This is a genomic window from Rhizobium sp. SVR5-2C, assembly GCF_056755115.1.
Genome location: NZ_JBNDHT010000274.1, coordinates 1 through 2,218, shown reverse-complemented (window position 1 = coordinate 2,218; position 2,218 = coordinate 1). Strand labels below are relative to the sequence as shown.

The window sequence follows — 2,218 nt, the reverse complement described above, 5'->3', positions numbered from 1 at the left end:
GCTGATTACCAAGCTCAATGTCGCGCCCTTCATCGCGACGCTCGGTACGCTCTATATCGCCCGCGGTCTCGCGCTGCTGTCCTCGGACGGCCAGACCTTCCCGAACCTCGTCGGCCGTCCGGAGTATTCGACGACAGGTTTCGACTTCTTCGGCGCCGGTCGCGTGCTCGGCTTGCCGGTGTCGATCTGGATCCTGATCGTGCTCGCTCTGCTTGCTGCCTATGTCGCGCGATCCACGCCGATCGGCCGCCATATCTTTGCCGTCGGCGGCAACGAGCGCGCCGCGCGCATGTCGGGTATCCGCGTCGATCTCGTAAAAATCGTCGTCTACATGTTCTCCGGACTTTGCGCTGCGATCGTTGGCGTCATTATCTCTTCCGAACTGATGGCCTCGCACCCGGCAACCGGCGAAAGCTTCGAACTCAACGCAATCGCTGCGGCCGTGCTCGGCGGCACCTCGATGTCGGGCGGGCGTGGGACGATCGGCGGAACGATCATCGGCGCCTTCGTGATCGGCATCCTGTCGGACGGGCTGGTGATGATGGGCATCTCATCCTTCTGGCAGATGGTCATCAAGGGGCTGGTGATTATCATCGCCGTGGTTGTCGACCAGGCGCAGCGCCGCCTGCAGCAACGCGTTACTCTCATGCAGATGGCAAAGGCAGGTTGATATGACTGAATTGAAGGGTGCATTGATCGGTTGCGGGTTTTTCGCGATCAACCAGATGCACGCATGGAACGATGTCGAAGGTGCCAGGATCGTCGCGATCTGCGATTGCGATCCGGAGCGGCTGAAGATCGTCGGAGACCAGTTCGGTATCGACAGACGCTATAGCGATGCCGAGGCGCTGTTTGCCGACGGAGGTTTCGATTTCGTCGATATCGCCACGACCGTCCAGAGCCATCGTGTCCTTGTGGAAATGGCGGCTCGGCACAAGGTCGCGGCCATCTGCCAGAAGCCGTTCGCCAAGACTCTGTCGGACGCAAAGGCGATGGTGGAGGCGTGCCGCAATGCCGGCGTGCCGCTGATGGTGCACGAGAACTTCCGCTGGCAGACACCGATCCAGGCCGTCCGCAGGGCTTTGGATGGCGGGGCCATCGGCACCCCGTTTTGGGGCCGCTTCTCCTTCCGGTCCGGCTACGACGTCTTCTCCGGCCAGCCATATCTCGCCGAGCAGGACCGATTCATCATCGAGGATCTCGGCATCCATACGCTCGACATCGCTCGCTATATCCTCGGCGACGTTTCCGCCATCACGGCTCGGACGAAACGGGTCAATCCCAAGATCAAAGGCGAAGACGTAGCGACCATCCTGCTCGACCACGAATCCGGCGCGACATCCGTCGTGGACGTCAGCTACGCCACAAAGCTCTCGAAGGAACCCTTTCCCGAGACATTGATCGAACTGGACGGTTCCGACGGAACCATCCGCCTCACCCGAGGCTACGGGCTCGAAGTAACCAACGCGCAGGGCACCACCACGACGGATGTGTCCCCCAAGCTATTGTCATGGGCCTCGCGCCCCTGGCACAACATTCAGGAGAGCGTCTACGAGATCCAGCAGCACTGGGTCGACCAATTGAAGCGCGGCGCCGAGCACTCGACATCCGGGACCGACAATTTGAAGACCTTTGCCCTCGTTGAAGGCGCCTATGAAAGTGCAGCGAGAGGACAAACGGTCGACGTCGGAGCGCTGCTGCGATGACGGTCGATCCGTTCCTGCTCTACGGCACCCGTGTCGTCGAAACACCACCGGTTCGCCTTAGGGCCGGAAAGCTCGAAGTCGACCTCGCCGATGGCAGCCTGCGCACGATCCGCTACGATGGGACCGAGGTGCTGAGAGCGATCTCCTACCTCGTTCGCGACCGGGACTGGGGCACCTATAGGCCGGAGATCGCCGACCTAAAGATCGCGCAAAATGATGATCATTTCGAGGTCACCTATCGGGCCCGCTGCAATGGGCCGGAGAACACGACGCTCGTTATCGACGTTCGAATTGGCGGACACAGCGGGCGGCTCGACTTCGAGGCCGAAGCCATCTCGGAAACGGGCTTCGAGACGAACCGCTGCGGCTTCTGCATTCTTCATCCGATCGTTGGAGTGGCCGGGTCGCGGGCTACGGTCGAGCACGTCGATGGCACGACCGAGGCAACCCGGTTTCCTGATTTCATCGAGCCCTGGCAGCCGTTCAAGGACATGCGCGCCATCACCCACGAG

3 protein-coding genes are annotated in these 2,218 nt (G+C 61.4%); all 3 read left to right on the top strand.

Going from position 1 to position 2,218, the window contains the following annotated elements:
- Positions 1–670, top strand: a 670-nt coding sequence (locus ACPYOI_RS35510; protein ID WP_481424102.1) for an ABC transporter permease, incomplete at its 5' end; no start/stop codon positions are given.
- Position 671: 1 nt separating this feature from the next.
- A complete protein-coding gene (locus tag ACPYOI_RS35505; RefSeq protein WP_481414724.1) occupies positions 672–1,706 on the top strand; it encodes a Gfo/Idh/MocA family protein in 1,035 nt (344 codons plus the stop codon).
- Positions 1,703–2,218, top strand: a 516-nt coding sequence (locus ACPYOI_RS35500; RefSeq protein ID WP_481424101.1) for a D-apionate lactonase family protein, incomplete at its 3' end; no start/stop codon positions are given. The genes ACPYOI_RS35505 and ACPYOI_RS35500, both read left to right, overlap by 4 nt.

What these genes read in the sequence shown, in the direction of transcription:
- ACPYOI_RS35505 (WP_481414724.1), top strand. Translation starts at nt 672, where the DNA reads ATGACTGAATTGAAGGGTGCATTGATCGGTTGCGGGTTTTTCGCGATC.